Source organism: Herbaspirillum sp. GCM10030257 (genome assembly GCF_042666555.1).
In the GTDB taxonomy this organism is placed as follows: Bacteria; Pseudomonadota; Gammaproteobacteria; order Burkholderiales; family Burkholderiaceae_D; genus Noviherbaspirillum.
This window is the reverse complement of sequence record NZ_JBHTDH010000021.1, coordinates 1-26,455: the sequence shown is the minus strand read 5'-3', so window position 1 is coordinate 26,455 and position 26,455 is coordinate 1. Positions and strand designations below refer to the sequence as shown.

At 54.8% G+C, this 26,455-nt stretch carries 23 protein-coding genes and 3 pseudogenes; 25 read left to right on the top strand and 1 reads right to left on the bottom strand.

What is annotated here, in order from left to right; genetic code table 11:
- Positions 1–58 precede the first annotated feature (58 nt).
- The 18 genes and pseudogenes from ACFQUU_RS22750 (at position 59) to ACFQUU_RS22665 (ending at position 17,394) form a co-directional block, all read left to right on the top strand.
- Entirely contained in the window at positions 59–907 is an 849-nt protein-coding gene (locus ACFQUU_RS22750) for a MaoC family dehydratase N-terminal domain-containing protein (protein ID WP_382250403.1), read from the top strand.
- A gap of 36 nt (positions 908–943) precedes the next feature.
- Complete coding sequence (locus ACFQUU_RS22745) at positions 944–2,104, top strand: acyl-CoA dehydrogenase family protein (protein ID WP_382250402.1); 1,161 nt, start codon at positions 944–946, stop codon at positions 2,102–2,104.
- A gap of 18 nt (positions 2,105–2,122) precedes the next feature.
- A complete protein-coding gene (locus tag ACFQUU_RS22740; protein WP_382250401.1) occupies positions 2,123–3,301 on the top strand; it encodes a CaiB/BaiF CoA transferase family protein in 1,179 nt (392 codons plus the stop codon).
- A gap of 40 nt (positions 3,302–3,341) precedes the next feature.
- Positions 3,342–4,547, top strand: a complete 1,206-nt coding sequence (locus ACFQUU_RS22735; RefSeq protein WP_382250400.1) for an ABC transporter substrate-binding protein — start codon at positions 3,342–3,344, stop codon at positions 4,545–4,547.
- Between the two features lie 69 nt (positions 4,548–4,616).
- Positions 4,617–5,116: pseudogene (locus ACFQUU_RS22730) on the top strand (Glu/Leu/Phe/Val dehydrogenase); the annotation flags it as partial.
- Between the two features lie 158 nt (positions 5,117–5,274).
- Complete coding sequence (locus ACFQUU_RS22725) at positions 5,275–6,024, top strand: electron transfer flavoprotein subunit beta/FixA family protein (protein WP_382250399.1); 750 nt, start codon at positions 5,275–5,277, stop codon at positions 6,022–6,024.
- Between the two features lie 231 nt (positions 6,025–6,255).
- A complete protein-coding gene (locus ACFQUU_RS22720) occupies positions 6,256–7,182 on the top strand; it encodes an electron transfer flavoprotein subunit alpha/FixB family protein (protein WP_382250398.1) in 927 nt (308 codons plus the stop codon).
- Positions 7,183–7,392: 210 nt separating this feature from the next.
- Positions 7,393–9,306 (top strand): phosphomethylpyrimidine synthase ThiC, encoded by a 1,914-nt coding sequence (gene thiC / locus ACFQUU_RS22715; RefSeq protein ID WP_382250397.1) that lies wholly within the window; start codon positions 7,393–7,395, stop codon positions 9,304–9,306.
- Between the two features lie 7 nt (positions 9,307–9,313).
- A complete protein-coding gene (gene thiS / locus ACFQUU_RS22710) occupies positions 9,314–9,514 on the top strand; it encodes a sulfur carrier protein ThiS (protein WP_382250396.1) in 201 nt (66 codons plus the stop codon).
- Positions 9,515–9,584: 70 nt separating this feature from the next.
- A complete protein-coding gene (locus ACFQUU_RS22705) occupies positions 9,585–10,436 on the top strand; it encodes a thiazole synthase (RefSeq protein WP_382250395.1) in 852 nt (283 codons plus the stop codon).
- 390 nt (positions 10,437–10,826) lie between these two features.
- Positions 10,827–11,597, top strand: a complete 771-nt coding sequence (locus ACFQUU_RS22700) for an ABC transporter ATP-binding protein (protein ID WP_382250394.1) — start codon at positions 10,827–10,829, stop codon at positions 11,595–11,597.
- Positions 11,597–12,307, top strand: a complete 711-nt coding sequence (locus ACFQUU_RS22695; RefSeq protein ID WP_382250393.1) for an ABC transporter ATP-binding protein — start codon at positions 11,597–11,599, stop codon at positions 12,305–12,307. Before ACFQUU_RS22700 ends, ACFQUU_RS22695 begins: the two co-directional genes overlap by 1 nt.
- A 9-nt stretch (positions 12,308–12,316) precedes the next feature.
- A complete protein-coding gene (locus ACFQUU_RS22690; RefSeq protein ID WP_382250392.1) occupies positions 12,317–13,201 on the top strand; it encodes a branched-chain amino acid ABC transporter permease in 885 nt (294 codons plus the stop codon).
- Positions 13,202–13,211: 10 nt separating this feature from the next.
- On the top strand, positions 13,212–14,180 hold the full coding sequence (locus ACFQUU_RS22685) for a branched-chain amino acid ABC transporter permease (RefSeq protein WP_382250391.1): 969 nt from the start codon (positions 13,212–13,214) through the stop codon (positions 14,178–14,180).
- Positions 14,177–14,311 (top strand): hypothetical protein, encoded by a 135-nt coding sequence (locus ACFQUU_RS22680; RefSeq protein WP_382250390.1) that lies wholly within the window; start codon positions 14,177–14,179, stop codon positions 14,309–14,311. The genes ACFQUU_RS22685 and ACFQUU_RS22680 overlap by 4 nt, the downstream gene beginning before the upstream one ends.
- A 76-nt stretch (positions 14,312–14,387) precedes the next feature.
- Complete coding sequence (locus ACFQUU_RS22675; RefSeq protein WP_382250389.1) at positions 14,388–15,185, top strand: helix-turn-helix domain-containing protein; 798 nt, start codon at positions 14,388–14,390, stop codon at positions 15,183–15,185.
- A 251-nt stretch (positions 15,186–15,436) separates the two neighbouring features.
- Positions 15,437–15,721, top strand: a complete 285-nt coding sequence (locus ACFQUU_RS22670) for a hypothetical protein (protein WP_382250388.1) — start codon at positions 15,437–15,439, stop codon at positions 15,719–15,721.
- Between the two features lie 141 nt (positions 15,722–15,862).
- Positions 15,863–17,394: pseudogene (locus ACFQUU_RS22665) on the top strand (IS3 family transposase).
- A 387-nt stretch (positions 17,395–17,781) separates the two neighbouring features.
- Here the strand turns inward: ACFQUU_RS22665 and ACFQUU_RS22660 are convergent.
- Entirely contained in the window at positions 17,782–18,471 is a 690-nt protein-coding gene (locus ACFQUU_RS22660; RefSeq protein ID WP_382250387.1) for a gamma-glutamylcyclotransferase, read from the bottom strand.
- Positions 18,472–18,755: 284 nt separating this feature from the next.
- Here ACFQUU_RS22660 and ACFQUU_RS22655 point away from each other — a divergent pair, with 284 nt between their 5' ends.
- The 7 genes and pseudogenes from ACFQUU_RS22655 to ACFQUU_RS22625 all read left to right on the top strand — a co-directional run.
- On the top strand, positions 18,756–18,908 hold the full coding sequence (locus ACFQUU_RS22655) for a hypothetical protein (RefSeq protein WP_382250386.1): 153 nt from the start codon (positions 18,756–18,758) through the stop codon (positions 18,906–18,908).
- A 1,238-nt stretch (positions 18,909–20,146) separates the two neighbouring features.
- Positions 20,147–21,466, top strand: coding sequence for an aspartate aminotransferase family protein (locus ACFQUU_RS22650; protein WP_382250385.1), 1,320 nt, complete (start codon positions 20,147–20,149; stop codon positions 21,464–21,466).
- A 58-nt stretch (positions 21,467–21,524) separates the two neighbouring features.
- Positions 21,525–22,439, top strand: a complete 915-nt coding sequence (locus ACFQUU_RS22645; RefSeq protein ID WP_382250384.1) for an amino acid ABC transporter substrate-binding protein — start codon at positions 21,525–21,527, stop codon at positions 22,437–22,439.
- Between the two features lie 38 nt (positions 22,440–22,477).
- Positions 22,478–23,008 (top strand): annotated as a pseudogene (locus tag ACFQUU_RS22640) (methyl-accepting chemotaxis protein); the annotation flags it as partial.
- A 141-nt stretch (positions 23,009–23,149) separates the two neighbouring features.
- Positions 23,150–23,773, top strand: coding sequence for a hypothetical protein (locus ACFQUU_RS22635; protein ID WP_382250383.1), 624 nt, complete (start codon positions 23,150–23,152; stop codon positions 23,771–23,773).
- Positions 23,770–25,776, top strand: a complete 2,007-nt coding sequence (locus ACFQUU_RS22630; RefSeq protein WP_382250382.1) for an integrase — start codon at positions 23,770–23,772, stop codon at positions 25,774–25,776. The genes ACFQUU_RS22635 and ACFQUU_RS22630 overlap by 4 nt, the downstream gene beginning before the upstream one ends.
- Positions 25,777–25,803: 27 nt before the next feature.
- Positions 25,804–26,455, top strand: a 652-nt coding sequence (locus ACFQUU_RS22625) for an AAA family ATPase (RefSeq protein WP_382250381.1), incomplete at its 3' end; no start/stop codon positions are given.

The following is a 26,455-nucleotide window of genomic DNA, read 5'->3' as shown; positions in this document are numbered from 1 at the left end:
TGATCGCTACGCTGTTCGAGCACACTAAATCCTGTCGATATCACCTTACGACCGATTAATGAATTCCGCTTACTTAACCAAATGGCTTGGCCGGACTGAAGAATGCCACGATGAGATTGTACCGATGCCAATACGCGCGTTGGCGGCAATGCTCGATCATGGTCAAAAGCCATATGGTGATCAGGACAGTATTCCGCCTTTGGCGCACTGGCTGTCATTTCTACCAACTCCCCAGCAAAGTCGGATCGGCCCTGATGGGCATCCGGAAAGAGGTGACTTTCTTCCTGCTGTCGAGCTACCCCGGCGGATGTGGGCGGGAGGACGACTTCATTTTCATCGGCCACTTCGCATTGGAGATGAGGTAAGTCGGGTCTCCACCATTGCAGATATTAGTGCGAAGTCGGGCAAAACCGGGCAACTGGTCTTTGTCCTAGTACGTCATGAAATACGCAATAGCGACGGTGCGATCATCTCTGAAGAGCAAGACATCGTCTATCGAGACAACCCGACGCCGCATAGCACCAAGCCGGTCGCCATCTCGGCGCCGCAAGACTATCACTGGATTCGTGAGATCCATCCTGACCCTATCCTTCTGTTTCGGTTCTCGGCACTGACGTTCAATGGTCACCGCATTCACTACGACCGTCGGTATGCGCAGGAGTGCGAAGGATACCCGGGTCTGGTGGTGCATGGGCCACTCATCGCAACCCTTCTAGTGGATCTGCTGCTGCGGAACGTGCCCAATGCAAATCTCGAAAGCTTTACTTTCAGAGCGATCAGCCCTCTGTTTGATACAGCATCTTTTGCGGTGTGCGGACGTATCGAAGCAGACGGCAAGACGGTCTCTCTCTGGGCGAAGAATTCAGAAGGTGGACTTGCCATGAGTGCAACCGCATTGCTGCGCTAGTCGAGAACGCGCACTATGAATGATTAAGGAAATCACATGTTGAACAAAGCAGACCAGTACCAAGACATACGTGATGCAGTGCGTAGCCTATGTGCAGAATTTCCCGCAGAATACTTTCGCCGTATTGACGAAGCGCGGGGCTATCCGGAACAGTTCGTTAATGCATTGACCAAGGCTGGCTGGCTGGCTGCACTTATTCCGCAAGAGTACGGTGGCTCCGGTCTGGGGCTGACCGAAGCGTCGGTCATCATGGAAGAGATCAACCGATCCGGTGGCAATTCCGGCGCGTGCCACGGCCAGATGTATAACATGGGCACGCTGCTGCGGCACGGCTCGGAAGCGCAAAAGCAGGCCTACTTACCAAAGATTGCCAGCGGCGAACTGCGCCTGCAGTCCATGGCGGTGACCGAGCCCACCACCGGCACCGACACCACCAAGATCAAAACCACCGCGGTAAAGAAGGGCGACCGCTATGTCGTCAATGGGCAAAAGGTTTGGATATCGCGCGTGCAGCACTCCGATCTGATGATTCTTCTGGCGCGCACCACGCCGCTTGCTGAGGTCACCAAGAAATCCGAAGGTATGTCTATCTTCGTTGTCGACCTGCATGAGGCGATTGGCAAAGGAATGGATGTACGTCCGATTCCCAACATGGTCAACCACGAAACCAACGAGCTCTTCTTTGAGAACCTTGAGATTCCTGTGGAAAACTTAATTGGCCAAGAAGGCAAGGGTTTCAAGTACATCCTCGATGGATTGAACGCTGAACGCACGCTAATCGCTGCCGAATGTATTGGCGATGGATACTGGTTCATCGACAAGGTTTCTAAGTATGTCAATGAACGTGTTGTCTTTGGACGCCCGATCGGTCAGAACCAAGGTGTTCAGTTCCCGATCGCCAAAGCGTATGTGAACGTCGAAGCGGCCAACCTCATGCGCTACAAGGCATGCGAACTGTTCGATGCGCATCAGCCATGCGGCGCTCAAGCCAACATGGCCAAGATGCTGGCAGCGGATGCTTCATGGGAAGCGGCGAATGCCTGCTTGCAATTCCATGGTGGCTTTGGGTTCGCCAATGAATACGACGTCGAGCGCAAGTTCCGCGAAACGCGTCTTTATCAGGTAGCACCCATCTCCACCAATCTTATTTTGTCCTACGTCGCCGAGCATATTCTCGGACTGCCCCGTTCATTCTGACATCTGGAAGGAGACCCCATGCGCCCGCTCGATGGAATCACGGTCGTCACGCTTGAGCATGCTATCGCCGCGCCATTTTGTACGCGCCAGCTCGCAGACCTCGGTGCACGCGTGATCAAGGTTGAAAGACCGAAAGTGGGCGATTTTGCCCGTGCCTATGACGAACGTGTCAACGGCCTGGCTTCCCACTTCGTCTGGACCAACCGTTCGAAGGAAAGCCTGACGCTGGATGTCAAGCACGAAGAGGCCAATCTCATTCTGCACAGGTTGCTGGAGCAAGCTGATGTCCTGGTACAGAATCTTGCACCCGGTGCCGCCGTCCGTCTTGGCTTGTCTTGGGAAAACCTGCATGAGAAGTATCCGCGACTCATTGTGTGTGACATCTCAGGATATGGTGCTGATGGTCCCTATCGAGATAAGAAGGCTTATGACCTGCTTATTCAGAGCGAATCGGGATTTCTGTCTATCACTGGCACCCCAGATGAGCCGTCGAAGGCGGGATGTTCCATTGCAGATATCGCAGCTGGCATGTACGCCTACACCAATATTCTCGCGGCGGTGATCCAGCGCGGCAAAACGGGAAAGGGCTCCAACATCGATGTTTCGATGTTGGAGAGTATGGTTGAATGGATGTGTTACCCGATGTACTACGCTTACGAAGGTGCCGCACCGCCGCCACGCGCTGGTGCCGCCCACGCGACTATCTATCCATACGGGCCTTTTGCTGCAGGCGATGGCAAGATCGTCATGCTAGGACTGCAGAACGATCGGGAGTGGGCGGCGTTTTGCGGGACTGTCCTTGAACAACCGGAACTCGCTCAGGACTTGCGGTTCGTGACAAACTCCCGTCGGGTCGCTTCACGCGCGGAGTTAAAGAGCTTGATTGAAACGAAGTTCAAGGTCTTGACGGGGGAGCAGGTCATTGAGCGCTTAGAAGAAGCGCAGATCGCCAATGCGCATGTCAACGATATGAACGCTGTTTGGAATCATCCCCAACTGCAAGCACGTGAACGCTGGCGGGACGTGCAAACCAGCGCCGGATCCGTACCTGCACTCCTACCGCCGGGTATGAGCAATGCGTTCGAGCCGCGAATGGACGCCGTTCCCGCCCTTGGCCAGCATACCAATGCCATTCTTACCGAACTTGGATACCAAGAGTCTGATATAGAACGACTAATACAACAGAAAGCCATCTGAATTGGTCTACACGACCTTTGATAATAGCCTGGAGGATACAATGAAATCGTTTGTCAGAATTGCAGCTTGCCTTCCTTTTGCAGTGGCGGTTGGCACCGCTGACGCACAAATTAGTGACAATGTCGTACGTATCGGCGTGATGACGGATCTTTCCGGCGTGTACTTGGATTACGCTGGCAAGGGATCGGTCGAAGCATCGAAGATGGCCATTGAGGATTTCGCGAAAAGCAATTCCGGCATCAAGGTGGAGCTGGTTTTTGCGGATCACCAAAACAAGGCCGATATCGGCAGCGCCAAGGCGCGCGAATGGTTTGATCGGGATGGCGTGGACGTGGTCGTCGATCTGCCAAATTCCTCAGTAGCACTCGCCGTTGCGCGCCTGGCTTCCGAAAAAAAGCGCATTACGTTGGTGACAGGCGGTGCAAACCTACGCCATACGAACGAGGAGTGCTCGCCCTATATCGTTCACTATGTGTATGACACTTATGCCTTGGCCAACGTGGCCGGGAAAGCTATTACCAAGCAAGGGCAAAAGAACTGGTTTTTCCTGACAGCGGACTATGCTTTCGGCACGTCGCTCGAAAAGGCGGCATCGGATGTAGTGAAAGCCGCCGGCGGCAATGTCGTCGGCTCCGTCAAGCACCCATTAAATGCGTCGGATTTCTCTTCGTTTTTGCTGCAAGCGCAGGCATCCAAGGCACAGGTGATTGCGTTGGCCAATGGCGGAGGCGACACGATCAATACTATCAAGGCCGCCAATGAATTTGGTATCACAAAAAACCAGGCGTTGTTAGGAATGGTGATGACTATCAGCGACGTACACGGACTCGGTCTGAAACAAACCGAAAAGATGAAACTCACCGATGCCTGGTATTGGGACCAGGATGCAGAAGCTAAAGCCTTCGGGCAACGCTTCTTCTCCCGTATGCAGCGTATGCCCAACATGGTTCACGCAGGCACTTACTCGGCTGTCACACAATACTTGAAGACCGTAGCCAGATTAAAGACGGATGACTCCGATAAGGTGATAGCGTCATTGAAGTCCGAGAAAATCAACGACTTCTTTGCCAAGAATGCCTATATTAGGCAAGACGGCCGCATGATGCATGACATGTATCTGATGGAGGTGAAATCACCGGCTGAATCAAGATCGCCCTGGGATTACCTGAAACTCGTTAGCACTGTTCCTGCAGAAGAGGCGTTTCAACCCTTGTCTGAATCGCGTTGCCCTCTCGTCAAGAAATAAAAGTTGGTGCCAAGCGGCTCAGCTTGATTAACTCCTGCAAATAGTTTTCATTAACCACGAAGCCGATCGATGCATACTGGCCTTTCTCTTCCGTCCTATCTTGCCAATCAAGAAAATATGGGACCTTGCGGTGACTATCTGGAGCAAGTCGACCGGGTAACGCCCTATTTCGGGAGCTGGCACGGTGGGTTGGGACCTTAAGACGGCCGAAACGCATCCTGGTGGTCGACGTCCCGATTGAGCGCGACGATGGGGCAATCGCACATTTTGAGGGCTGTCGTGTCCAGCATAATATGTCGCGTGGGCCAGGGAAAGGAGGCATCCGGTTCCATCAGGATGTCACCCTCTCCGAGGTCATGGCGCTGTCGGCCTGGATGACAATCAAAAATGCAGCAGTCAACGTACCATATGGCGGTGCCAAGGGCGGCATTCGTGTAGATCCGGCTCAGCTGAGCCGCGGCGAATTGATGCGGATGACCCGCCGCTACACCAGTGAAATCAACATTATTATCGGCCCCGATAAAGATATTCCAGCTCCCGATGTAAACACCAATGAGCAAGTGATGGCCTAGATTATGGACACCTATTCCATGAATCAGGGACGAACTGCTGCCTTTATTGTCGCCTGCACACGCGTTCTGCAAGCGCGCGAAATGCGTGGCTTTTACCCTTGATCGCCGCTGTCATGCAATTTGCACTCTTACTTTTTTAATTTAATTACTACCCCATGAAAGTTCTTGTACCAGTCAAACGCGTGGTGGACTACAACGTCAAGGTCCGCGTGAAATCCGACGGCAGCGGCGTGGACATCGCCAACGTCAAGATGTCGATGAATCCATTCGACGAAATCGCCGTTGAGGAAGCGACCCGCCTGAAAGAGGGCGGCAAGGTCACCGAAGCCATCGCTGTGTCTTGCGGCGTGACGCAGTGCAAGGAAACCCTGCGTACCGCGATGGCGATTGGCGCGGACCGCGGCATCCTGGTTGAAACTGACGTCGAACTACAGCCACTGGCCGTGGCCAAGCTGCTCAAGGCTGTCGCCGACAAGGAGCAGCCACAGTTGATCATCCTGGGCAAGCAAGCCATCGACGACGACTGCAACCAGACCGGCCAGATGTTGGCAGCCCTGCTGGGCTGGGGTCAGGCAACTTTCGCCTCCAAGGTCACTCTGGAAGGAGATGTAGCAATTGTGACACGTGAAGTCGACGGCGGCCTGGAAACCGTGGCGCTGCCACTGCCGGCGATTGTCACGACCGACCTGCGCCTGAACGAGCCGCGCTATGTGACCCTGCCCAACATCATGAAAGCAAAGAAGAAGCCGCTGGAAGTCATCAAGCCGGCTGATATCGGTGTCGACGTGACACCGCGCCTGAAGACACTGAAAGTGTCCGAGCCACCGAAGCGTTCGGCCGGCATCATGGTCAAGAGCGTTGAAGAGCTAGTCTCCAAGCTCAAGAACGAAGCTAAGGTCATTTGAAAATATTCTTTATGCCTTGCAAAAGTGTTACCCCGCTGACCAAGGAAACTGTACGGGAATGGCTTGCCTGCCGTTACCTACACCGTCGGCCTTTACCGAGCCTCGAAGTCATTAGGGGCCAACTGGGATGGCAGGTCGGTGAAAACGATTTGGCCCTCCTAAGCAATCGTCAGCACCCATCCTCTCAAAATTTAAAGTGAACTGTGGCCATAGCCAACAGAATAAATACTTATGACTGCACTCGTAATTGCTGAACACGACAACGCTTCGCTTAAGGGAAGCACGCTCAACACCGTTACCGCAGCCGTACAATGTGACGATGACGTCCACGTCCTCATCGCCGGCCACAATGCCGCCGCCGCCGCCGAAGCCGCTTCCACGATTGCTGGCGTCACCAAGGTGCTACTGGCCGACGCGGACCAGTTCGCCGACGGCTTGGCTGAAAATGTCGCCGAACAGATTACCGCCATTGCTACCAGTTATTCCCACATTCTGGCTCCTGCCACTGCCTACGGCAAGAACATCCTGCCGCGTGTTGCTGCCAGACTGGACGTAGGCCAGATCTCCGAAATCACGAAGGTTGATTCGGCCGATACCTTCGAGCGCCCAATCTACGCCGGCAACGCCATTGCTACCGTGCAGTCCGACGATCCGGTCAAGGTCATCACCGTGCGTACGACGGGCTTTGACGCCGCTGCGACCGGCGGCAGCGCAGCCGTAGAGACAATCACCGCCGCGGCCGACTCTGGCAAGTCGTCCTTCGTCAGCCGAGAACTGGCAAAGTCCGACCGTCCAGAGCTCACTGCCGCCAAAATTATTGTTTCCGGTGGCCGCGGCATGGGTTCGGGCGATAACTTCAAGATCCTAGAGCCGCTGGCTGACAAGCTCGGCGCCGCAATGGGTGCATCCCGTGCTGCCGTCGACGCCGGCTTCGTTCCCAACGACTGGCAGGTTGGCCAGACCGGTAAGATCGTTGCGCCGCAGCTGTATATCGCCGTTGGCATCTCAGGCGCCATTCAGCACTTGGCTGGCATGAAGGATTCGAAGACCATTGTCGCGATCAACAAGGATCCGGAAGCGCCTATCTTCTCCATAGCGGATTATGGCGTCGTCGGCGACCTGTTCGAGATCGTGCCGCAACTCGCAGATACGTTGTAGTGATAACGCCATTATTTTAGTAGACAGAGAGGTTGGCCGCGAAGTCGTCGGCCAAAGTCGGAGAAGTCGGATTACCTCAAATCCATAAATACTTTTTGAGAAACCAAAGATACGTTCGTATCTGATCTGAGTAATGCGAGCGAAGGGAACACCTGGAAAACAGCCTGTCCGCTCTCCATGTGCCTTTCGCCTCACCGACAAAGGAATTCCATGAACGCCAATCCGCAATTCCTCGCCGCAACCGCCACGGTCGACGAAGCAGCAATCCAGCCCCTCCCGAATTCCCGCAAGATCTATGTCGAAGGCTCGCGTCCCGATATTCGCGTGCCGATGCGTGAAATCAGCCAGGCCGATACGCCAGGCTCATTTGGCGCGGAAAAGAATCCGCCGATCACCGTGTATGACACCTCCGGTCCCTATAGCGACCCGATAGTGAAGATCGACATCCGCTCAGGCCTAGCGCCATTGCGCGCCGACTGGATCGCGGAGCGTAACGATACCGAGGAATTGCCCGGGCCGACATCGAAATACGGCATCGAGCGCCTGAACGACCCCAAGCTTGCCGAGTTGCGTTTCAATCTGCACCGCAAGCCGCGTCGCGCTGTCGCCGGCAAGAACGTCACCCAGATGCATTACGCGCGCCAAGGTATCGTCACGCCCGAAATGGAATACATCGCGATTCGTGAAAACATGCGCCGTCGCGAATACCTGGAAAGCCTGAAAGCTTCCGGCCCGATGGGCCAGAAGCTGGCCGACCTAATGGGCCGGCAGCATCCCGGCCAGAGCTTCGGTGCGGCGATTCCCTCCGAGATTACGCCGGAATTCGTCCGCGCCGAAGTCGCCTGCGGCCGCGCGATTATTCCCGCCAACATCAACCATCCGGAAATCGAACCGATGATCATCGGTCGCAATTTCCTCGTCAAGATCAACGCCAACATTGGCAATTCGGCGGTCACCTCGTCCATCGGCGAAGAAGTGGAAAAAATGACCTGGGCGATCCGCTGGGGTGGCGATACCGTGATGGATTTGTCGACCGGCAAGCACATCCACGAAACCCGCGAATGGATCATCCGCAATTCACCGGTGCCGATTGGCACGGTGCCGATTTACCAGGCACTGGAAAAGGTCAATGGCAAGGCTGAAGACATGACCTGGGAAATTTTCCGTGACACCCTGATCGAGCAGGCGGAGCAGGGCGTCGACTACTTCACCATCCACGCCGGCGTGCGCCTGCAGTACGTGCCGCTGACCGCCAAGCGCATGACCGGTATTGTGTCCCGCGGTGGTTCCATCATGGCGAAATGGTGTCTCGCGCATCACAAGGAATCCTTCCTGTACGAGCACTTCGAAGACATCTGCGAAATCATGAAAGCCTATGACGTGTCGTTCTCGCTTGGCGACGGCCTGCGTCCTGGCTCGATTTACGATGCGAACGACGAAGCGCAGCTGGGCGAACTGAAGACGCTCGGTGAACTTACGCAGATCGCCTGGAAGCATGATGTGCAGGTCATGATCGAAGGCCCTGGCCATGTGCCCATGCACCTGATCAAGGAAAACATGGACCTGCAGCTGGAGCAGTGCCATGAAGCGCCGTTCTATACGCTTGGGCCGTTGACCACCGATATCGCCCCCGGCTACGACCACATCACTTCGGGCATCGGCGCCGCGATGATCGGCTGGTATGGCACGGCGATGCTGTGCTACGTGACGCCGAAGGAACACCTCGGCTTGCCGAACAAGGATGACGTCAAGGAAGGCATCATCACCTACAAGCTGGCGGCACATGCAGCCGACCTGGCGAAGGGGCATCCCGGCGCGCAGATCCGCGACAACGCCTTGTCCAAAGCGCGCTTCGAATTCCGCTGGGAAGACCAGTTCAACATCGGCCTCGACCCGGACAAGGCGCGCGAATTCCACGACGAGACGCTGCCGAAGGATTCAGCCAAGGTCGCCCACTTCTGCTCGATGTGCGGTCCGCATTTCTGCTCGATGAAGATTACGCAGGATGTACGCGATTACGCGGCCAGCCAAGGCATCTCCGACGAGCAGGCCCTGAAGAAGGGCATGGAAGTCAAGGCCGTCGAGTTCGTCAAGAGCGGCGCTGAACTGTATCAAAAACAATAGGGTCGCTATGGAAATCGAATTGAACGGCAAAGCGCACGTGGTTCTGGAAAACCAGACCGTGCAGGACCTGATCGCCTCACTCGATTTGATGAACAAGTCGCTGGCGGTGGCGATCAACCGCGAAGTCGTGTCGCGCTCCATGTGGGCGGAGCGAGTGCTGCAGACGAGCGACAAAGTTGACATCGTCAAGGCCATCGGTGGCGGTTAAGCCTGCCGCCGTTGGACGATACCTATCCCCGATGCACCCTCCCCCCGCCGGGGGGCAACAAGGAAATGCCATGAGCAATACACAAGAAACACACCAAGACCAGGGCTTTACCATAGCCGGCAAGACTTACCGTTCGCGCCTGCTGGTGGGCAGCGGCAAATACCACGACTTCGAGGAAACCCGCTTAGCGACCGAAGCCAGCGGCGCGGACATCATTACAGTCGCGATCCGACGTGTGAACGTTGGTCAAGACCTCAACGCGCCCAGTCTGCTGGATGCGGTCCCGCCATCGAAATACACCATTCTGCCAAACACCGCAGGCTGCTACAGTGCAAAGGATGCGGTCTATACACTGCAACTCGCGCGCGAACTTCTGGGCGGCCACAATCTGGTGAAGCTTGAAGTGCTGGGCGACCAAAAGACACTGTTTCCCAACATGCCCGAAACCCTCAAGGCAGCGGAGGAACTGGTAAAGGAGGGCTTCGACGTCATGGTGTATTGCAGTGACGATCCGATCCAGGCCCGCATGCTGGAAGAGATTGGCTGCGTGGCGGTGATGCCGCTGGCGTCCTTGATCGGCTCCGGCATGGGCATTTTAAATCCGTGGAATCTGTCATTGATCATCGAGCAGTCCAAGGTGCCGGTGCTGGTGGATGCGGGGGTCGGCACGGCATCTGATGCAGCGATAGCGATGGAGCTGGGCTGTGACGGCGTGCTGATGAACACTGCGATCGCAGGCGCCAAGGATCCGCTCCGAATGGCGCGTGCAATGAAGCTGGCGGTGGAAGCCGGGCGCGATGCATATCTGGCCGGCCGTATCCCCAGCAAATTTGCTGCATCGCCCTCTTCACCGATGAAAGGGCTCGCGATAGCAGGCGAGCGTTCCGCCCCAGCCACCTTATCTGCTCAGGCTCAGCGCTGAACGGCTTCGTGGGCCGGATAGTGATTAATAAGCGGCGTTCAGGGCATGGAACGCAGGCTGACATTCTCCATCGCCGCTTGCTTCACTGGGTTAAAACCTTGGTTTAAGCCATCGGGGATGGACATGCCTATTGCGACGAGGTGCTGACCGCGGCATACGCAATTGCGGCCGCACGCGGGCTGAATCGGCTATTTAGGACATCCCAATAGATGATGCACCGGCATGCGGCCCAGCGAAAGGCGCCGAGCTGAGGTTGCGCTGCGACGGCGTTGTGAATAGCGATCGGCGGCACAAGCATCGCCCGTTACCCACCTGGAGATCGCCGAGTTGGCTTAAGTTTGAGAAGTTATTAACGTTTTTCATTTTCGGTAGATAAGCATTGAGCACACAATGAGAAAAATTATTCTGGAGACTAAAGGGCTAACCAAGGTATTCAAGGGTTTTACCGCAGTCAGCAATGTGAACTTGAAAGTTCACGAGGGCAACATTCATGCTCTTATTGGACCGAACGGGGCAGGGAAAACCACGTGTTTTAACCTGTTGACTAAGTTCCTTGCGCCGAGCCGCGGTCACATTCTCTTCAAAGGTCGGGATATTACGTCCGAGCGTGCTGCCCTGACCGCACGAAGCGGGGTTGTACGGTCCTTCCAAATTTCTGCAGTCTTTCCACACTTGACCGTCCTTGAAAATGTGCGTCTGGCGCTCCAGCGGAGCGTTGGATCCTCCTACAATTTCTGGTCGAGTGAAAAAACGCTGCACCATTTGAATGACAGGGCCGTTTGCCTGTTGTCCGAAGTTGGTCTCGACCGCTATTCGGATGTAATTGCAGGTGATCTTTCCTACGGTCGCAAGCGGTCTCTGGAAATCGCGACCACGCTGGCGATGGAACCTGAATTGATGCTGCTCGACGAGCCGACGCAGGGCATGGGCCACGAAGATGTGCAACGGGTTACCGAGCTAATCAAGAAGGTGTCCGCCGGCCGCACCATCCTAATGGTCGAGCACAACATGAGCGTGGTGTCCGGCATCTGCGACCGCATCTCGGTGTTGCAGCGCGGCACGATCTTGGCGGAAGGTACTTATAACGAAGTTTCAAGCAATTCACAGGTGATGGAAGCCTACATGGGCACTGCGTCCTGCGCATTGGAAGGAGCACTTTAATGGCAACCGCAGCACTTGAAATCACCAAGCTGGAAGCTTGGTACGGCGAGTCGCACATTTTGCACAATGTGAATCTCGTGGTGAAACCAGGGGAAGTCGTCACACTGTTGGGCCGCAACGGCGCTGGCCGAACGACCACCATGCGCGCCATCATGGGCTTAACAGGTGCACGCAAGGGTTCGATCAAGATTAACGGCGTTGAATCAATCGGCATGCCAACCTACCAGATCGCGCACCTTGGCGTCGGCTACTGCCCGGAAGAACGGGGCATTTTCTCCTCATTGTCGGCGGAAGAAAACCTGATGTTGCCGCCGATGGTGTCAAAGACAGGGAAGGGTATGTCGATCGAAGAGATCTACGGCATGTTCTCCAACCTGAAAGAGCGCCGCAACAGCCAAGGCAGCCGCCTGTCGGGCGGCGAACAGCAGATGTTGGCGGTGGCCCGCATCCTGCGCACCGGTTCTCGTCTGCTGCTTCTGGACGAGATTTCTGAAGGCCTGGCGCCGGTGATCGTGCAAGCGCTAGCGCGCATGATCAAAACCCTGAAGTCCATGGGTTACACCATTGTCATGGTCGAACAAAACTTCCGTTTCGCCGCGCCGCTGGCGGACCGGTTCTATGTCATGGAACATGGTCGAATTGTCGAAAGTTTCGCTTCGTTCGAACTTGACGCCAAGATGCCAGTGCTCAATGAATTGCTCGGCGTTTAAGGGGAAGTAATGGAAATCTTTGGTATTCCTATGCAAGCCATGCTAAGCCAGTTGTTGCTGGGCCTGGTCAACGGCTCGTTCTATGCGATGTTGTCGCTCGGCCTCGCGGTCATCTTCGGCCTGCTCAATGTCATCAACTTCGCCCACGGCGCGCTCTACATGATGGGCGCCTTCCTCGCATGGATGGGGATGAATTACTTTGAAATGAACTACTGGGTCATGCTACTGGCCGCACCCTTCATGGTGGGTGCCGTTGGCGTCATCATCGAGAAAAGCATGTTGCGCTGGCTTTATAAGCTCGACCACCTCTATGGTTTGCTGCTTACCTTCGGTATCACGCTCATGATGGAAGGCTTGTTTCGCTCCTTCTACGGGGTATCGGGGCAGCCCTATTCGGTGCCTTCCGTACTGACGGGTGCAATGGATCTGGGCTTCATGACTCTGCCGAACTATCGTGCCTGGGTGGTTCTCGTTTCTCTCGCTGTCTGCCTGGCGACCTGGTTCGTCATCGAGAAGACCAAGCTGGGCGCCTACCTGCGCGCCGGCACCGAAAACCCAAAACTGGTCGAAGCCTTTGGCATCAACGTGCCGCTGATGATCACACTCACCTATGGCTTCGGCGTGGCCCTGGCCGCCTTCGCCGGCGTGCTGGCCGCCCCGGTGGTGCAGATCTCGCCGCTCATGGGCTCTAACTTGATCATCGTCGTATTTGCGGTCGTCGTCATTGGAGGCATGGGATCCATTCTCGGCTCGATCATCACCGGCCTAGGTCTGGGCGTGATCGAAGGCCTGACCCGGGTCTTCTATCCCGAGCTCTCCGCCACCGTTGTCTTCATCATCATGGCCATCGTGCTGATGATCCGTCCGGCAGGCTTGTTCGGCAAAGAGAAATGAGGAGTTGTCCATGAATAAGAAAGTCGGTTATTCGATCGCACTGATCGCTGCGATTGTGGCACCATTTGTGGTGTATCCAGTGTTTCTGATGAAGGTGCTGTGCTTTGCGCTGTTTGCCTGCGCCTTCAACCTGTTGATTGGCTTTACGGGCCTGCTGTCGTTCGGTCATGCGGCCTTCTTCGGCGGCGCTGGCTACATTGCCGGTTATGCTCTGCGCGATGTCGGCCTGCCGTTCGAGCTGGGACTGGTGGCCGGCATGCTGGCTGCGGCGATGATTGGTCTAGCAATTGGTCTGCTTGCTATTCGCCGCCAAGGCATCTACTTCACCATGATCACGCTGGCGCTGGCGCAAATGCTGTTCTTCGTGTTTCTGCAGGCGCCCTTTACCGGTGGTGAGGATGGCATGCAGGGTGTGCCGCGCGGCAAGCTGTTGGGCGTGGTGGATCTGTCGAGCGATTTGACGCTGTACTTTGTGGTGCTGGCTGTTGCGATTGTCGGTTTTGCGGTGATTGTGCGCACGGTGCATTCGCCATTTGGGCAGGTGATGAAGGCGATCAAGGAAAACGAGCCGCGTGCGATTTCGCTGGGCTATGACGTGGACCGCTACAAGCTACTGGCGTTCGTGCTGTCGGCGACGCTGTCGGGTTTGGCAGGAGCGACCAAGACGGTTGTGCTGGGCTTTGAGACGCTAACGGACGTACACTGGAGCATGTCGGGCTTGGTGGTGCTGATGACGCTCGTCGGTGGTCTGGGCACGCTGGCTGGTCCGGTGGCGGGTGCCATTGTGATCATTGCGCTGGAAAACAAGCTGGGTGACATGGGTAACTGGCTAGCGACGCTGACCAACGTAGAGTGGTTTCGGTCGATCGGCGAGTCCGTCACGATTGTCACCGGCTTCATGTTCATCGTCTGCGTCCTCACTTTCCGTCGCGGAATCGTTGGCGAATTTGCCTCGTTGTTCAAGAAAGCAAGATCATGAATCACCTGACGGCCATGTTGAATTTGGAATGGCTGTATATGCACTTCAGGTTGGTGTCCCTAAAAATTGCTGTCTTCGAAGCGATCAATCGCACCCTTGCAATGGGAGCTATTCTGAACGCAGCAGCGTGAGCAGCTGAATCCCAAATCGCGAGGCGCGGTTTCGTTCTACTTGATGCAACGCCTTCCCAATCATTGAGGCCAAGTGATGAAAGCCGCAGAAAAGTATTTCAATTCGTCTCGATCTCACGCAGTTCCAGCTCCTTCGATTTTGTTTCGCTCGCCTTTGGATCCGGCGAATGCCGCATGTCTACGGGCTCGTCAAGCACAGGGGGAACTGGTGTATCGATCCAATGGTGTCATGAAGATAACGGTTGCGGGAAATCATTATCTGGCTCCGCCACAGCACGCTATCTGGCTGCCGCCGGCTGTACAGCGCTCGGAACTGAATACGGAGGAGACGGGGCACTGCTCACTGTACGTTGCGGAAGAGCTCTGCGATCGGCTTCCTCAATCCCCATGTGCAGTCGCGTTAAGTCCTCTTCTTAGGGCGATGCTTGAACATTTGCGCAATCGGGTGCCTGGAGCCCTCTTTTCAGAAGAGAACGAGAGGTTTTTGCAGGTGCTGGTAGATCAGCTGGCCGGCGCAACTTTCATGGGAAGCTACCTGCCCACTTCGGACGATCCTATCCTGGGTCGCGTTTTACAGGCGCTTATCCATCAACCCGGCGATACGCGTTCGCTTGCAGAGCTTGCTCGCGATGCGAACACGACGGAACGCACTTTAATGCGACGATGCCAGCGTGAGTTGGGAATGCCTTTTGCGGAATGGAGGCAGCGGCTCCGGGTGATAACTGCGATGCCTCTGCTTGAGGCGGGTCTTACGGTGGAAAACGTGGCCCTCAACCTCGGTTATCGAAGCGCCTCTGCATTTATTGTAATGTTCCGGCGGGTGCTCGGAATGACCCCAATGCATTTCATCGAGAGAAAAGCTAGGCCTGACTAAAGTAGCAGCAATGAGGCTAGCGTTTACGTCCTTCACAATGTATCTGCTGTGTACTGGATTAGAAGATCGCAATAATGTGCAAACCTAAGCTTTTGATGGCGGTTAGACCCAAAGCTCTAGCGAGTCTTGAGAGTGAACTCGGATCTGACTTTTCTTTAACATTTTGCCATACCATCGATGCCCAAAGGTTGCTTCAGCAACGTGCACACTTTCACGCAATCGTATGTGGCACTAATTTCGACGACAGCAGAATGTTCGAACTGCTTAGGTACGTAAAAAATGCAGCCAACTTAAATAAGATTCCATTTATTTGCATGAAGCTGTTTGCTGGGGTGCTTCATGACGGAACCTATTCTGGTGTTGAACGGGCTGCAAGTTTGATGGGGGCATCTGCATTCATTGACTTTTCACGCTGGTACATCGAACTGGGACCGACAGGCGCAACGGATAGACTGCATTCGAGGATTAAAGAGCTTATTGTTATTCGATCCATGGGTGCGGGAAATCGGCACCTTCGTTGCCAGCATTTACTGTGAGCTCGAAGGTTTTGGCATGTTAAAACTCGATTACGAAGCTTCAGCGTCGACGGACTAGGCTAAGCAGAACCCCCTGTGTCATGATAGTTGTCGCCTCCAATGACTGGAGTTCTATAAACTCTGGGGGTGACGAGGACCGCAATGACGCAATACACGAAAGAGAAGAAGGAACACGCGCTGACGTTGATGAGTGCGCCGCAGAACAAGCCGGTGTCTGAGGTAGCCAAGCTCACCGGCATTCCGGAAGCGACACTGTACCTGTGGCGCAAGCAGGCTCGTAGCGCGGGACGTGCCGTACCGGGTGACGGGCAGAATCCGGAAGACTGGAGCGCGGCCGACAAGTTTGCCGTGGTGCTGGAAACAGCGCCGTTGGGCGAGGCAGAGCTGGCCGAGTATTGCCGGCAAAAGGGCTTGTTTGTGGAACAGGTACGCCGCTGGCGCGCCGAAGCGCAAATGGCCTTGGGCCAGGTAGCCAATGGCAAAGCTGAGCGTACCCAGGACAAAAAGCGCATCCGCGATTTGGAGAAAGATCTGCGGCGCAAGGAGAAGGCGCTGGCGGAAGCGGCGGCCTTACTGGTGCTGTCGCGAAAGTACGAGGCGCTGCGGATCGACGGCGAGGACGCATGACTGCGTTGCCGCAGCGCCAGCAACTCGTTGCCGACATCCTGCAAGCCCAACAGGCCGGTGTACGCCTGGTGAGCGCCTGCGAAGAGCTGGGCATTTCCTTGCGCATGTTCGAGCGCTGGCAGCGGGAGGGCCAGGTGCAAGCCGATGCCCGCCCACATGCCGAACGACCGGAACCGTGCCACAAGCTTACGCCGGAAGAACGCCAGCAAATCCTGACCTTGTGCCATGCCCCCCGCTTTGCCGACCTGCCACCGGCGCAGATCGTGCCGCAATTGGCCGATGAAGGCGTTTATGTGGCCTCGGAGTCGTCGTTTTACCGGGTATTGCGGCAAGCAAAGCAGCAGCACCATCGTGGCCGCAGCAAGGCGCCCGTAGCGTCGCAGCCAGTGCGGCATGTGGCGACCGGCCCTGGGCAAGTATGGTCGTGGGATGTGACCTACCTGCCCAGCGGTGTGCGGGGCCAGTTCTTCTACCTGTATGCGGTGCTGGACCTGTATAGCCGCAAGCTCGTCGGCTGGGAAGTGCATGAGCGGGAAAACGGTGAAGAAGCGGCTGCTCTGATCGAACGTGCCTGCTGGCGTGAGCAGCGCCGGACTCAACCGCTAATCCTGCATGCCGATAACGGTGCAGCGCAGACGTCTTATACACTCAGGACAAAGCTGCAGGCACTGGGCATCACACCGTCACACAGCCGTCCCGGTGTCTCGGATGACAATGCCCATATTGAAGCGTGGTTCCGGACTTGCAAGTATGCGCCTGGCTATCCACCTGGTGGCTTTGAAACGATCGCCGCTGCGCGTGAGTGGGTGCTGCGGTTTGTTACCTGGTACAACGGCAACCACCGGCATAGCGGCATTGCTTACGTAACGCCAGAGCAACGTCACAACGGTACGGCTGAACCCTTGCTGGTCCAGCGCCGTGCCGTCTACGAGGCAGCACGTCAACGGCATCCGCTGCGATGGAAGCAGCATACGCGCTCCTGGCAGGCTCCGGATCACGTATGGCTCAATCCGCCGCCAGCCACGGCATTGAAGGTGGCAGCTTAATTTACGCGACAACTGTCTTGACGAGCACCGCTGGAATTGGCTCGGGATGTGCATGCGACAGGACCGAGCTATGTCGCTCATGAGGGTTCAAGCCGTCGCAGGTAAAGAAATAAGAAATGAATACGCCGATTAATAAATTGTTAGCAGTCAAAGCTTACGTTCCCATGTCTATTGTGGTCATCGGCGGTATGCCTCAAGAAATAGCATGCGGTTTGTTTCGTTTGATGCTGATCTGGCCGCGGTTATCAGAAGCGTATCCATAGTGGATGATCTGTAGGCAGTTGCGCGCGGCTTTGCCGCGATGTACGCTTGGTTCTGTGGGCGCATTCTTAGAAATATTAGCTTAGAGCAATGCTGCGTTATATTGCGCGTAACTAAGGTCCTGCTTTAATCGTACAAAGAATGCTGGTTTGCCGCAATGCGTTCTGCCACAAGTCGTTGGAGCTGCCATAAATATCGGTCGTGAATTCCCCGTTCCTCAAGGTTACGTACCGTGTGGAAAAGATATTCCGCCCCGGACCCCCAATGGCCGCATGCCCTTGCCAAGATATCCGCTATTTCGCTGTGCTGAAGCTTACCCACGTAGGCATTAGCCTGTCGATTCATCACAAAAGCTATGGCCCGCAGAGGCTTGCCTCCGCTTACGACCTTGATCCAACGTGGTACGGTGTTTGCGGGTTTGACCGTAATCTCCCGCCGGCACAACTTTTCGAGTTGTTCTCGTAACGTACGACCTGATAATCGGAAGAGGATGCCTTTACATTGACCACCTCGGTCAAGAGACATCATCAGTCCGGGAAATTCTTGCGTGCCACGATGACGCTGGATGCGAAAACAAAAAGAACGATGCCATCCTGGTGCGATACCGCAGAGCTCCTCCAGATATTCACATTCCGGTTTCCAGATGAGCGACCCAAACGCAAATAACCAAGCGTCTTTTCCTGCGGGATGTGCTTCGAGGACGGCATCCACCATCGTTCTGTAATCATCGTCCGAATGGTAAAAAACTCCTTGAAGAGGACCGGAATCACTAACCGGCCGACAGGTCAGGGCGACTAGGTCTTCCGTCAATGACATGCGACGAGTGTCCATTACAAATCGAATTTAAAAGGCATATTTATGATCCGCGCCGAGGTAGGTGTTAGCGCTACCCAATATATAATTTCCAAGGTGCGAACCGTTAGCAAGTTCCGACGGTAACGCTCGGCTCTGATGATTATAGAGGATGCGGACGGGACTGTTAAGAATATGGTGGGTTAATTTTTTGGTATGATGAAATCTTGAAAAGTTTGGCTTTTTTGGGAATGAGGGGTAAGACGAGAAAAGTAGTCAGTTATAAAAAACAAAAATCAAGGGGCGTGATGAAGATCATTGTTCGGGCTGAGCTGGTCACGGATTGGGGAGAGACCATGGCCGTCGAGGTGGCACAGTTTGATCGACCTGTTTCTGAACTTGAACCTGAGTGCCTCGGCTTGTCGCTGGCAGACGGCAAGCAGATCCTGTCCAATCTGTAGAAATTCTTCATCCCCGCTTAGGCTTGCGAGTATTGCGAAGTTCGAAGCTTCTGTAATAACTGCCGCCGACAGCTCCGGCTGAAGGACTACAGGCGCCTCAAGGTGGACACGGTATTCGGCACGGTCAGTGTCCGCAGTCCCCGGTTATGTCCTGTCCTTGCGAGCCGCCATATTATCTGGAAGGCTTGTTTAGCTCGATGTCGCAGATCATTCCGGAACGCGCTGCACCGGACCTGCTCCTTCTTAAAGCAAAGCTGGCCGCAAAACTATCATATCGGCAGATGATCACGATCATGCACGATTTCCTGCCTAGTACCGAAAAGCTCAATTATGTGACCGTGCGAAATCGCACTTTACGGGTTGGATCGAGTAGATGCCGTCGAGTTGGTACACTCATCAGCATCGTTTCAAACTTATTGATTCAATTTTACATAAAGCGTATTTGGGGTTCCGAACAAGTCTTACAGACTTATCTGCTACTCGATGCAATCTATAATTAAACTGCGATCATGGATTGGAAGCTAACTGGTAGATATCAGTTAAACATCCGTAGATTTCGCTCAAAACCCCAATTGGTTACGCAAAAAGAACAGCAGGGGAAGTTTGCTGACTTGTCCAGGCGACAGGTTGCTTAGAGATTTACTTTTGCTCGGGACTACAGTTATTGCCTGGCCGGTGCGGCCGTCGATCGGGAAGAATCTAGGTTTTGGGCAGCAGCTTGAAACACACGAAAGCTTCCGGTTGAATCCTCAACCAATTCTTTCTCAACCGATGATTTCGACAGCAAGAGCGACGGCCGCAAGCGTCGCAGTGCCTGGAAATCCGTAATAGCCGTTTAAAGCTGCCTCTTCTCTTGTTGTAAAGATTTGGTTACAGGCACGATCCGCCTTTTCGATGCGAAGGTTGCCAAAGTGTCGGCCTGCTTCGCCACATAGTCATTCGCTCAAGCGCGAAATCTCTTCCTTAATTGGTACCGAACTTTTGTCGCGTGCTACAGCTGTTCCAACCATTTATAGGGAACAGCAACGCATCATTTTATTGCATTGCACCATATGGATTGGCAGTTGCGCACTGAATCGTCGCTTGAGCCGATTTAACGGGGTGTTGAGTTTTTTCCGTTGGCGGTGGGAGGGCAGCCTCGATAGCATCATCACCGAGGTCAACACAGCGCCACATGACTTTGCCGGCCTAGGCGGCCAATGGTGGCAGCAGCCGGCAAACCGCTAACGGAGATAAAAATGAGTGAAACACTACTGCAAGCGTCCAAGGAATTCCTGGTCAGGTACGGCGGCGATGCCTTCCCGAACCTTTTCCGGTCCGCCAAGGGTACCATCGTTACCGATAGTAACGGCCGCGAGTACCTGGACTTCACCTCCGGCCAAATGTGCGCCACGATCGGACACAACCACCCTGCGATTGTCGAAGCGGTGAACCGGGCTGGGCAAAAGGCGTTTCACATGTTCAGCGGGATGATTCCCGAGGTCGTGGTCGAGCTGGCGCAGACGCTGGCCCGCGACTGGCTGCCAGGCGATCTCAAGCGTTCCATCTTCATCAACACCGGATCGGAAGCCACGGAAGTTGCGCTGCGCATGGCAAAGATGTACACCGATGGTTACGAGATCCTTGCCCTGGGCGGCTCGTGGCACGGCATCACCGGCGGGGCAAGTACCGTTTCCTTTGCAAGCGACCGCAAAGGTTACGGCGTGCCGGCGCCGGGCGTGTTCATCATCCCTGAGCCAAATGCCTACCGTCCGTATATCAAGGGCGCAAACGAGGAAGAGGCGGCGCTGGCCAACCTTAACCTGGCGCTCAAGATGTTTGACATGCAGTCCGCGGGCCGCGGTGCAGCCATCATCATCGAACCGATCATCAGTGCCGGTGGTGTGCTCGTGCCGCCGAAGTCGTTCATGCAGGCAATCCGCAAGGCCGCGGATGACCGCGGCATGCTGTTGATCTTTGACGAGGCGCAGACCGCCTTTGGACGGATCGGCACCAAGACCGGTTCGGAGTTCTTTGGTGTCGTGCCAGACATCATGACCATGTCGAAGACCCTGGGCGGCGGATTGCCACTGGCAGCGGTTGCCACGACGGCGAAGATTGAGGACGCGATCCATGACAAGCACTTCACCTTCTACACCAGCCATGTGTCGGATCCGCTGACAGCAGAAGTTGGGCTGGCCGTGCTCAACGTACTGACAAGGGAAAACCTTGTCGAGCGCTCGCGGGTTATGGGGCAGTATCTGCGCGGACGGTTTGAAGAGCTGCAGCAGCGCTACGAGGTCATCGGTGACGTCCGTGGAGCAGGGCTGCTGCTGGGAGTGGAACTGGTCACTGACCGTGCTTCACGGTCGCCGGCGCACGAGCTTGGTGCATTGACGACAAAGAAATGCTTCGAGAAGGGTTTGAGTATGAATATTCGTCGTCGTCCCGAGCGTGGCTCTGTCTGGCGCATCGCACCGCCACTGACGGTCTCGACGCAGGAAATCGACCAGGCCGTCGATATTCTGGAGAAGTCGCTTCGGGAAAGTCTGGACGAGACATCCCGCAAGGCAGCCTAAGTACCTGGCAACATCGCCGCATCGGACGTTCTACATTCACATCAATGAGGGAATTAACATGAAATTCACAGCATCTCGGGCGTTTATGGTCATGATTGCGGCGGTGGCCGGTTTCACCGGCGCTACTAATGTGTATGCCAAGAGTCCTACCTTGGAGAAGATCCGTTCTTCTACAACGCTCACACTAGGATACCGTGAGGCGTCCATACCGTTCTCATACCTAGGAACCGGTCAAAAGCCAGTAGGCTTTTCACTGGACCTCTGTGCCGCAGTCGCTGAAAAAACGAAGGCCGAGTTAAAGCTACCAAACCTGAAGGTGGCCTATGTTCCTGTCAACGCTTCCAACCGTATTCCATTATTGCAGAATGGGACGATCGACATTGAATGCGGCGGCACCACGAACACGCTGGACCGTCAGAAGCAGGTCGCGTTTTCGGTAGCGATCTTTGTCAGTCAGCCCCGATGGCTTACCACGACATCAAGCGGAATCGATGATCCAAACAAGCTCCGCGGAAAAACAGTCGTAGTCACTCAAGGGTCACTCAACTTACCTGTAGCGGAAAAAATTAATACGGACAATAAACTAGGTTTGACGATCACCCAAGCTAAAGACCATAGCGAATCCATCTTGATGCTTCGTACAGGCCGCGCTTCGGCGTTTTTTGAAGACAACATTATATTGGCAGGTCTGGTCGCTACGTCGCCCGACCCGAAAGCCTATACCTATCTCCCAAACCTTGGCGGCCTTTCACGCCTCGACTACTTCGGTCTGATGCTCCCGAAAGATGACCAAGAGTTCAAGGCTTTTGTTGATGGCGTCTTGAAAGAAAAAATGGCATCAGGTGAATTCACCAAAATCTATGAAAAATGGTTCACTTCACCGATTCCTCCGAACAACCAGAACCTTGGCCTGCCTATGAGCGAGGCCTTAAAGGCCAGGGTTGCCGCGCCCAGCGATACCGTTTCACCGTAATAGCGCGGCGACGCAAGAGAAAGGGCACTGGTATGTTCGATATTTTAATAGTTATCGACGGTATTGCGTTCCAAACCAATATTCTTGCATTGAATGCTGCGGTGGAAGCCGCCCGCGCAGGTGAGCTGGGACGTGGTTTCGCGGTAGTGGCAAGTGAAGTACGCAATCTTGCACAACGCTCGGCAGCAGCAGCCAAGGAAATCAAGGCATTGATTAGTGACTCTGTAGCCACGGTAGAGGATGGCGCCAAGCTGGTCGACCAAGCAGGTATCACCATGGAAGAAATTGTCGACAGCGTCAAACGAGTCACGGACATCATGAGCGAAATCACGGCTGCAACGCAGGAGCAAAGTGCGGGAATTGAACAGGTTAACCAAGCAATGGGCCAGATGGACCAAGTTACACAGCAGAATGCCGCATTGGTCGAACAGGCAGCGGCGGCTGCCTCGGCGATGGAAGAGCAAGCTACGCAACTGGCTCAGATGGTGAGTGTTTTTAAGCTTGATGCAAAAAATGAACTCGACCGATTCTCAAACGTAGAGCGAAGTAATTTTGGCTGCATTTTTTGACACCTGCCGCTCCTAAGCCATCGATTTTCAGCCAAATTTACTAGCGTACAAAAAGAAGTAAATTTGGAGTTTCGTATCAGAGGGAAGTAATTCTGGCTATTCGCAGCTTTGACTTTTGCGTTTCGGGCGTACGTTGTCGGCATGAAGAAACTGACAACATGCTTCCAGGCCCCTGTGTCAATGGCACGGCCAAGAGGGACACGGAGAATCGACGTCTACGGCCTTAAAATCGGCCGTCGTCTTCAATGCTTCGGGGAGGCTGCCTACAGCCAGTGGGTTCGCCTCGAAGCCAGTCCTTCGGTCCAGCTGTATTGCGAACGACCGGCCTATCTCGACTTCGGCGGAGTCAGGATCCCGGCAGACTATTGGGTCAAGGAGGACAATCGTGAATCACTGCTGCTTATCGGTGAAAGCGGCCAAATATCTACAACAACGATTGGCTCAACACAGTATGACGTAAGGGCGATCCCAAGTGCTGAGCTCGCCCCAATGCGCACATGGATTGAGAACTGGGAGCGAATGCTGCCAGTGATTACTTCATACAGGGATCTCCTCACCGATTCTTTCCTCAAATCGGTCGAGAAGTTCGTGTCCGAACCAATGCAACTTTCATTCATTGAGAAGGAGTTGGGCACGTCAGATCCCACTACGGTACGCGCCGCCGTTTTTACCTTGCTTCACCGTGGCCGATTGCATGCCCCGCAGTTACGAACCGAGCCGCTCTCGTTCTTGTCTCATTTCGAACCGGAAAATGCCAGGCCATGAATCGACGTCGTAGTGACTTCATGCAGATTGATTTGAGTACGTGGCCTGCGGTCGATCACCACGCCTTGCCGGTTGAGAAGCGGAAAGCGTTCATGGCACGGGCCAAGGCCGTCGAGCTTTATGTCTGCGGAACGACGCTGCGGGAAATTGCTACTCAAACGGGCATCCAGAGCCGCCAGCTATATTGGTTGCTGGATCGCTGTCTGAAACAAGCTGAAGACGGACAGATCTTTGGATTCCGCGCGTTGCTGAAAAGCCGGCATGTCGAACCCTATACTCGTAAGTGCGATTTGTCGGCCGGCCATGTAGGCACAAGGGCAGGGTTTGCTGGCGCTTTCGCCATGCTGCTTGACCGCTTTCCAATTTTAGCGACGTGGCTTAAAACAAAGATCGACCAACGCGCAGTTGTGCTCGAACAAATCAGCACAGAAGGAAAGCTAAAGACGCGATTGCGAAATCTGTCCAATTTGCATACCGGTTTTATACAGCAATGTCGTAAGGTTGGCATCACTGGTGCCGACTATCCACTTAACACCGGGCATATGGGCATGCGTTCACTTTCCGTCTACGTCAAAAGTGAATTGCTAAGTAAGTTTCGGACTGCCTCCCGAGCGGCCGGGGCTGGGCGTGTAAAGGGTATTCCCCATACCGACGTCAGCCCTAGACGAGGGCCGCTACGCCCTTATCAGGTTGTAGAGTTTGATGGTCACCGCCTGGATGTACGGCTAAAGATAGTGATTCGAGATCCGCTTGGGTTCGAGCAGGAAGTCGAGATCGAACGCATCTGGCTACTGGTAATAATTGATGTGTGCACCCGCGCCGTACTCGGCTATAACCTTGTTCTCTCGAGAGAATACAGCCGCTACGATGTCATCAAGACGATAGAGAATGCCTTGACGCCGCACGTACGACGATCCTTCACGCTACCCAATGTCGGATACGGCATGCATGGTGACTTTCCATCCGGAAGGCTACCCGAACTTGGATATGCGGTTTGGGAGCGCGTCCGTTTGGATAGCGCGAAGGCGAACCTTGCCGAGGATACCGTTAGCGCTCTGTGCGAGTTCATTGGCTATGCGGTAGATGCAGGACCCCCACACCAACCGAACGATCGACCATACATCGAACGGTTCTTCGGCACGGTGGCCAGCACGCTTTCGTCACGCCTGCCCGGATATACCGGGTCCAGCCCACAGGACGTGCGACGAGCACTATGCAGCCCAAAGAGCAATTTGCGTTTATTCATTTCCCTCTCGGAAATGGAAGAACTGATGGAAGCGTCGATTGCCAACTACAACGCGACGCCGCATGCTGGATTGAATGGCCGCTCGCCACTGGAGGCGATGGAGTACTTCATAAGGGGGAAGGGGCACCTGATTTCATGGTTACCAGAGCCGAAGCGTCGTACGCTGTGCCTAATGCAAAAGGCACGTCGATGTCGGGTACGCGGTTATCTGGCGCAAGGCACACGTGCACACATCAACCTTTTTCGGGTGCGCTACACGAATGTAACCCTTGCAACCAGCGCCGACCTGTTCGGAAAGGATCTGCGGATCTATTACAACAGCGATGACCTCCGTACAGTACGAGCATTCCTGCCGGACGGCTCGGAACTCGGAGTATTAAAAGCACAAGGCCTGTGGGGTGAGATAACGCATGACTTGAAGCTGCGGCGGGAAATCCTGAAGAAGAGGGACAGCAAACGACTGGAATTCAGACTCGATCACGATTTCCTGGAAGGCTTCATGCAGGAGAAACGCGCCAAGGCGAAAACCAGTCGGCGTGCTGCAAATGACTTTGAAAGAACGGCGAGAGTTCTATCCAGCGCGCCGACCGGCTTTAGTGAAGCTGAGGCCGCATCCGATACGCAGCGTTGGCCGGTACCTGAAGGCCTTCTACCGCAGCACCAAGGTACCGGCACCTCGGAAGAGAAGAGGGACTCAAGCCAAAAACCCAAGGCCGAGGTTCTCACTATCGGTTTCGGCTACACCACGAGTATTTAACCACTACAGCGGTCAGCAAGGAGGCTTATGGCAACCAGAATTGCACGCCCGATCGATCAGGACATGCACCCGATCGCAACCGGCAACTACCGTATTGCTACACCTGCAATTCAGGCGTTCTTTGAGCTGGTCAATCGCTGCTTGCGATACCGAACCACAGGCGCCTTGATATACGGTCCCTCAAGAATTGGAAAGACGCGTGCCATTGAATACTTGCGCCTTTTGTTGGCTGAAACGCACCCGAAGATCACGACGTACCACCTGCAGGCTGAACACAAACCGCGCCATGCAGAAGGGCCGTTCTTTACCAATTTACTCGACGCCGTCGGATATCCCGAACCGGATTCAGGTTCGAACCCTACGAAACGGATTCGCCTGATTAACAAAATAAAAGAGGCCTGCTCAAAGAACGGAAGCGGCACTGCCATTATGTTTGTCGACGAGGCGCAGCGTCTCGCAGAAAACGAATATGAATGGCTACGCGATGTGCAGGACCATCTCGACCGCATGCAGATCAAGCTGTTCATGTTCCTGGTCGGACAGCAAGAGCTATATGCAATTAAGGTAAGTATGCAGCGTGCGGGAAGGACGCAAATTGTAGCTCGGCTCATGGTTGACGAGTTCGCCTTCTTTGGTATTCGTAACGCGAACGATGTGGCGACGTGCCTTAGTGGATATG